At 72.1% G+C, this 7,275-nt stretch carries 5 protein-coding genes; 3 read left to right on the top strand and 2 right to left on the bottom strand.

All coding sequences use genetic code 11. From position 1 onward, the window contains the following. Positions 1-202: 202 nt before the first annotated feature. Positions 203-3,424 (bottom strand): fused isobutyryl-CoA mutase/GTPase IcmF, encoded by a 3,222-nt coding sequence (icmF, locus tag ABKW28_RS13740; RefSeq protein WP_348610536.1) that lies wholly within the window; start codon positions 3,422-3,424, stop codon positions 203-205. A 119-nt stretch (positions 3,425-3,543) separates the two neighbouring features. After that, entirely contained in the window at positions 3,544-4,041 is a 498-nt protein-coding gene (locus ABKW28_RS13735) for a MarR family transcriptional regulator (RefSeq protein WP_193669961.1), read from the bottom strand. A gap of 74 nt (positions 4,042-4,115) precedes the next feature. On the opposite strand from ABKW28_RS13735, the gene ABKW28_RS13730 reads away from it, so the two are divergent. From ABKW28_RS13730 to ABKW28_RS13720, 3 genes are read left to right on the top strand one after another with little or no spacing between them, the layout of a single operon-like run. Continuing rightward, positions 4,116-5,348 (top strand): NADH:flavin oxidoreductase, encoded by a 1,233-nt coding sequence (locus ABKW28_RS13730; RefSeq protein WP_193669960.1) that lies wholly within the window; start codon positions 4,116-4,118, stop codon positions 5,346-5,348. Positions 5,349-5,369: 21 nt separating this feature from the next. Next, positions 5,370-6,467, top strand: coding sequence for a diacylglycerol kinase (locus tag ABKW28_RS13725; RefSeq protein ID WP_348610533.1), 1,098 nt, complete (start codon positions 5,370-5,372; stop codon positions 6,465-6,467). Further along, a complete protein-coding gene (locus ABKW28_RS13720) occupies positions 6,467-7,270 on the top strand; it encodes an SDR family oxidoreductase (protein WP_348610531.1) in 804 nt (267 codons plus the stop codon). Before ABKW28_RS13725 ends, ABKW28_RS13720 begins: the two co-directional genes overlap by 1 nt. The last annotated feature ends 5 nt before the right edge of the window (positions 7,271-7,275 follow it).

Here is a 7,275-nt window from a genome sequence, read left to right as displayed (position 1 = left end):
ACCCTCCCCGACCCGTCCCAAATCTCCCGCCGACCCGTCCCAGATCTCCCGCCGACCCGGCCTGAATCTCCCACCGACCCGGCCTGAACTTCCCGCTGACCCGGCCCGAACCGGCCGGCCGAAGGTTCGGGCCGACTCGACGCGAAGTATGGGCCGGGTCAGGGTGAAGTTTGGGCCGTCTCGGCGGGAAGTATGGGCCGGGTCAGACGTTGCGGCGGTAGGCCCCGCCGACCTCGAAGAAGGCCTCGGTGACCTGGCCCAGCGAGCAGACGCGGGCGGCGTCCATCAGGACCGCGAAGACGTTCTCGCCGGAGGTGGCCGCGGCCTTGAGGCGGGCCAGCGCCTCGGCGGCCTCGTCCTCGTGGGCGCGCTGGAACTCGTGCACCCGGCGCAGCTGCGACTCCTTCTCCTCGTCGGTGGCGCGGGCCAGCTCGACGTGCTGGGGAGTGGCGTCGTCGCCGACCTCCTTGAGGAAGGTGTTGACGCCCACGATCGGCAGCGAGCCGTCGTGCTTGCGGTGCTCGTAGAGCATCGACTCGTCCTGGATGCGCCCGCGCTGGTAGCCGGTCTCCATCGCGCCGAGCACGCCGCCGCGCTCGTTGATGCGGTCGAACTCGGCGAGCACGGCCTCCTCGACGAGGTCGGTGAGCTGGTCGATGATGAACGAGCCCTGCAGCGGGTTCTCGTTCATCGCCAGGCCCCACTCGCGGTTGATGATGAGCTGGATGGCCAGCGCGCGGCGCACCGACTCCTCGCCCGGCGTCGTGACCGCCTCGTCGTAGGCGTTGGTGTGCAGCGAGTTGGCGTTGTCGTAGATCGCGATCAGCGCCTGCAGCGTGGTGCGGATGTCGTTGAAGTCCATCTCCTGCGCGTGCAGGGACCGACCGCTCGTCTGCACGTGGTACTTCAGCTTCTGCGAGCGCTCGCTGGCGCCGTACCTGTCGCGCATCGCCACCGCCCAGATCCGGCGCGCGACGCGGCCGATGACGGAGTACTCGGGGTCCATGCCGTTGGAGAAGAAGAACGACAGGTTGGGCGCGAAGTCGTCGATGTCCATGCCCCGCGCGAGGTAGGCCTCGACGTAGGTGAAGCCGTTGGCCAGGGTGAAGGCGAGCTGGCTGATGGGGTTCGCCCCGGCCTCGGCGATGTGGTAGCCGGAGATGGAGACCGAGTAGAAGTTGCGCACCTGCTTCTGGATGAACCACTCCTGGATGTCGGCCATCATCCGCAGCGAGAACTCGGTGGAGAACAGGCAGGTGTTCTGGCCCTGGTCCTCCTTGAGGATGTCGGCCTGCACCGTGCCGCGCACGCTGGCCACGGCGTGGGCGGCGAGCATCGCGGTCTCGTCGGCGTCGGGCTCGCGGCCCTCGCGCTCGCGGAAGGCGTCGACCTGCTGGTCGATGACGGTGTTGAGGAAGAAGGCCAGCACCGTGGGCGCCGGGCCGTTGATGGTCATCGAGACCGAGGTGCTCGGCGCGACGAGGTCGAAGCCGTCGTAGAGCACCTTCATGTCGTCGAGCGTGGCCACCGAGACGCCGGAGGTGCCGACCTTGCCGTAGATGTCGGGGCGCTCGTCGGGGTCGCGGCCGTAGAGGGTCACGGAGTCGAAGGCGGTCGAGAGCCGCTTGGCGTCGCCGTCGGCCGAGAGGATCTTGAAGCGGCGGTTGGTGCGCGCGGGGTCGCCCTCGCCGGCGAACATCCGCGCCGGGTCCTCACCGTCGCGCTTGAACTTGAAGACGCCGGCGGTGAAGGGGAAGAGCCCGGGCAGGTTCTCGCGGCGCCAGAAGCGCACCAGCTCGCCGGCGTCGTCGTACGACGGCAGCGCGACGCGGGGGATCTTGTTGCCGCTGAGCGACTCGCGGGTCAGCGCGGTGTGGATCTCCTTGTCGCGCACCACCACGACCTGCTCGTCGCCGGAGTAGGACTCCATGACCGAGGGCCAGGCCTCGAGCTGTTCGGCGACCTCGGGGTCGAGCTGGCGGCGGGCCTTCTCGAGCAGGGCCGGCACGTCGCCGGCGTCGTGGTCCTCGAGCTCGGCGGTGACGGCCTCGAGGCGCTGGACCCGGCGGGCCGCCTCGACGAGCTGCTCGGTGCGCTGGTGGTAGCCGCGCACGGTCTCGGTGATCTCGGCCAGGTAGCGAACGCGCTCCTGGGGCACCACGGCGCGGATGCCGGAGGAGTGCTTGACCTCGACGGGGGCCAGAGTGCCCTCCTGGGCGGGCAGGTCCTTCTCGGCCAGGATGCCGCGCAGGTGCTGGTAGAGCGCGGTGACGCCGTCGTCGTTGAAGGTGGCGGCGCTGGTGCCGAAGACCGGCATCTGGTCGGGCTGCTGGCCGAACGCCTCGCGGTTGCGCACCAGCTGGCGCCCGACGTCGCGCAGCGCGTCCTTGGCGCCGCGGCGCTCGAACTTGTTGATGGCCACGGTGTCGGCGAAGTCGAGCATGTCGATCTTCTCGAGCTGGCTGGCGGCGCCGAACTCGGGCGTCATCACGTACATCGCGGTGTCGACGAACGGCACGATCGCGGCGTCGCCCTGGCCGATGCCGGGGGTCTCGACGATGACGAGGTCGAAGCCGGCGGCCTTGGCGACGTCGATGACGTGCGGCAGGTGGTCGGGCAGCTCGTGGGCGCCGCGGGTGGCCAGGGAGCGGAAGAAGACCCGGTCGCCGTCGAGGCTGTTCATCCGGATCCGGTCGCCGAGCAGCGCCCCGCCACCCTTGCGACGGGTCGGGTCGACGGCGATCACGGCCACGCGCAGCTTGTCCTGCTGGTCGACGCGGAAGCGGCGCACCAGCTCGTCGGTGAGCGAGGACTTGCCCGAGCCACCGGTGCCGGTGATGCCCAGCACGGGGGCGTGGCTGCGCGCGGCGGCCTGCTGGATGGTCTCGAGCTCGCCGCCGAGGCGGCCCAGCTCGGCCCCGGTGATGGCGCGGGCCACGGCGAAGCGGTCGCCGCTGAGCACCTGCTCGGCGGTGACCGAGCCGGCCTCCCACAGGTCGTGGTCGCAGTCGGCGACGACGCTGTTGATCATCCCGACCAGGCCCATGCGCTGCCCGTCCTCGGGCGAGAAGATGGTGACCCCGGAGTCGCGCAGGCGCTGGATCTCGTCGCGCACGATCACGCCGCCGCCCCCGCCGACGACCTTGACGTGCCCGGCGCCGCGCTCGCGCAGCGACTCCACGAGGTACTCGAAGTACTCGATGTGCCCGCCCTGGTACGACGACACGGCGACGCCCTGCACGTCCTCCTCGAGCGCGGCGTCGACGACCTCGGCCACGGAGCGGTTGTGCCCGAGGTGGATCACCTCGCAGCCCTGGCTCTGGAAGATCCGCCTCATGATGTTGATCGAGGCGTCGTGGCCGTCGAACAGGCTCGAGGCCGTGACGAGGCGGACGGGGTGGGTGGGCTGGTGCAGGTCGCTCATGCGGGGCTCGCTCCGGGGAAGATAGTTGGACGTCCAACTATCTCAGCATAAGTGATGCCCGTCGCACCCGGAACCCCTACGTGCCGGTAGTCGAGGCGGTCTGCGCGGTCGGGGACGGATCAGTCGACCCGGTCGCCCGCGCTGGCGCGCAGCTCGCCCAGGAGCCTGGTCAGCTCGGCCGTCGACTCCGCCCCGATGCCGGGGGAGCCGAAGACGTCGGTGTTGAGCCCCTCGGTCGCCCGCTCGACGACCTCGCGTCCCGCGTCGGTGATCTCCGCGAGCACCACGCGCCGGTCGCCGTCGCCGCGCACGCGGCGTACGAAGCCCTGGCGCTCGAGGCGGTCGACCGCGCTGGTGACCGAGGCGGGGTGCACCTGCAGCAGCGAGCCCAACCGCATCATCGGCAGCCGCCCGGCCGAGGAGAAGGACAGCAGTCGCAGCACCTCGTAGCGCGCGAAGGTCAGGTCGAGCGGGCGCAGTACCGCCTCGATGCGTCCGCTCAGCAGCTGCTGGACGCGCACCACCGACGTCACCAGCGCCATCCCGTCGGCGGCCTCGGGCCAGCCGTGGGCGACCCACTGGCGGTGGGCCTCGCGGATCGGGTCGCGCTCGCTCATGGGGCCGCAGTCTGGCAGGAGCCCCGACAGCGGCAGAACTAGAACGCGTTCTATCGAGGGTCTACGATGCCGCCATGAGCGCCACCCCCGACGTGCTGGCTCCGGCGAGCCTGGGTCCCGTGCGGCTGCGCAACCGCATCGTCAAGGCCGCGACGTTCGAGGGACGCACCCCCGACGGGCAGGTCACCGACGCGCTCGTCGACTACCACCTCGAGGTGGCGCGCGGGGGGATCGGGATGACCACGCTCGCCTACCTCGCGGTCGCCCCCGAGGGCCGCACCCACCGCGAGCAGGTGGTTGTCGGGCCGGCCACCGAGGCCGGGCTGGCCCGTCTCGCCGAGGCCGTCCACGACGCCGGCGCCGCCGTGGCCGGCCAGGTCGGGCACGCCGGGCCGGTCGCCAACGGCCGCTCCAACGGCGTGCGCGCCATCGCGGCCAGCCGGATGCCCAGCCCGCTGTCGATGCAGCTGGTCGCGGCGGCCACCGAGGCCGACCTGACCCGCGTCACCGGGGCGTACGTCGCGACCGCGCGCACGCTGGCCCGCGCCGGCTTCGACTGCCTCGAGCTGCACATGGCGCACTCCTACCTGGTCTCCTCGTTCCTGGCCCCGGGGCTCAACCGCCGCACCGACCGCTGGGGCGGCTCGCTCGAGAACCGCGCCCGCCTGGCCCGACAGGTCGCCCGCGCGGTGCGCGAGGAGGTCGGCGACGCGGTCGCGGTCACCGCCAAGCTCTCGCTCTCCGACGGCTTCCGCGGGGGCGTGAGCACCGACGAGGCCGTCGAGGTCGCCCAGCTGCTCGAGGCCGACGGGTGCCTCGACGCGCTGCAGCTCTCGGGCGGCTCGTCGCTGATGAACCCGATGTACCTCTTCCGCGGCGACGTCCCGCACCGCGAGTTCGCGGCCGCGATGGGCGGCCTGGTCGGCTGGGGGATGCGCACCCCGATGGGCCGGTCGTTCCTGAAGTCCTACCCCTTCGAGGAGGCCTACTTCCGCGACAAGGCACTGCGGGTGCGCGAGGCCGTCGACCTGCCGCTGATGCTGCTCGGCGGCATCAACCGGCTCGACACGATGGAGCAGGCGATGGCCGACGGGTTCGAGTACGTCGCCCTGGCCCGCGCGGTGCTGCGCGAGCCGGGCCTGGTCGACCGGGTGGCCCGCGAGCGCGCGGCCGGTCGCAGCGGCGAGGGTGCCTGCATCCACTGCAACCGGTGCATGCCCACCATCTACGCCGGCACGCACTGCCCGGTGCGCGACGCCGCCCGGGCCGCCGACCCGGGAGGGCGCGAAACCCTTCCGCAGATCTAGAACGTGTTCTAGATTGCGGGCATGACACAGGTCGTCCCCGAGAAGCCCCTGCGCGTCGTCGTCTGGTCCACCGGCACCATCGGTCGCCACGCGATCGCCGGCATCGACGCCCACCCCGACCTCGAGCTGGTGGGGGTCTGGGTCTCCAACCCCGACAAGCACGGCCGCGACGCCGGCGAGCTCGCCGGCCTCGGCCGCGAGCTGGGCGTGCGGGCCACCACCGACCGCGACGAGCTGGTGGCGCTCGCACCCGACGCCGTCGTGCACGCCGCGATGACCGACGACCGGCCCTTCGAGGCCATCGAGGACCTGCTGTGGATGCTCGAGCAGGGCCTCGACGTGGTCTCGTCCGGGCCGGTGCTGCTGCAGTGGCCCGCCGAGATCCTGCCGCCCGACATGATCGAGCGGATCGCCGAGGCCGGGCGCCGCGGCGACGCCAGCCTCCACGTCAACGGCATCGACCCCGGCTTCGCCAACGACGTCCTGCCGCTCGTGCTGAGCAGCCTCTCGCAGCGCATCGACCTGGTGCGCGTCAGCGAGATCGCCGACTACTCCACCTACTACCAGCCCGTCGTGATGGGCGACCTCTTCGGCTTCGGCCGCCCGATGGAGGAGGTCGGGATGCTGTGGCAGCCCGGCATCCTCTCGATGGCCTGGGGCAGCGTGGTGCGCCAGATCGCCGCCGGCCTCGACGTCACCCTCGACGAGCCGCTGACCGAGGAGGTCGACCGGCGCGCCGCCGAGGTCGACACACCCAGCGTCAGCGGCGCCGTCGCCGCCGGCACCATGGGCGCGGTGCGCTTCCGCGTCGTCGGCAAGGTCGACGGCGTCGAGCGGGTCGTGCTCGAGCACGTCACCCGCACCGCCCCCGACCAGGTGCCCGAGTGGCCGACCCCGCCCCAGGACGACGGCTGCTACCGCGTCGAGATCCTCGGCGAGCCCGTCCTGAAGCTCGACCTGACCCACCACGGCGAGCACGGCGACCACAACGTGTCGGGGATGATCACCACCGCCCAGCGACTGGTCAACTCGCTGCCCGCCGTCTGCGCCGCCGCTCCCGGCCTGGTCACCGCCCTCGACCTGCCCCTGGTGACCGGGCGTGGACTGGTGGCGCGCTGATGGGCATCCTCGAGCGCTTCACCCTCACCGACCACGTCGCGGTGGTCACCGGCGCCGGGCGCGGCATCGGCGCCGCCACCGCGGTCGCCCTCGCCGAGGCCGGGGCCGACGTGCTGCTCTCCGCGCGCACCGCCTCCCAGCTCGAGCGGGTCGCCGAGGCGGTGCGGGCCACCGGCCGCCGCGCCCTCGTGGTGCCCGCGGACCTCTCCAACACCGGGGCGGTCGCCGGGCTCGCGGAGGCGGCGTACGACGGCTTCGGGCGCCTCGACACGGTCGTCAACAACGTCGGCGGCACCATCCCCAACGCCTTCCTCGACACCGACGTGGCCTACCTGGAGGAGGCGTTCCACTTCAACGTCTCCACCGCCCACGCGCTGAGTGTCGCCGCGGTGCCGCTGATGCTGGAGGGCCCCGACGACGCGCAGCGCTCCATCGTCAACATCTCCTCGATGATGGGCCGCGCCTCCGGGCGCGGCTACCTGGCCTACGGCACCGCCAAGGCCGCGCTCGCGCACTGGGCCCGCCTGGCCGCCACCGACCTGGCACCGCGCATCCGCGTCAACGGCATCTACGTCGGCTCGGTGATGACCAGCGCCCTCGAGTTCGTCGCCGGGCAGCCCGAGATGATGGACCAGCTCGAGACGAAGACGCCGCTGGGGCGCGTGGGCGAGGCCGAGGACATCGCGGCCGCGGTGCTCTACCTGGCCTCGCGCGCCGGGCAGTACGTCACCGGCAAGGTGCTCGAGGTCGACGGCGGCATCCAGCAGCCGAACCTCGACCTCGGCCTGCCGGACCTCGGGTGAGCCGC

Source organism: Nocardioides sp. 31GB23 (assembly GCF_040012395.1).
Lineage (GTDB): Bacteria > Actinomycetota > Actinomycetes > Propionibacteriales > Nocardioidaceae > Nocardioides > Nocardioides salarius.
Note: the sequence above shows the minus strand (reverse complement) of the source record. Positions and strands in the feature narration are given on the sequence as shown.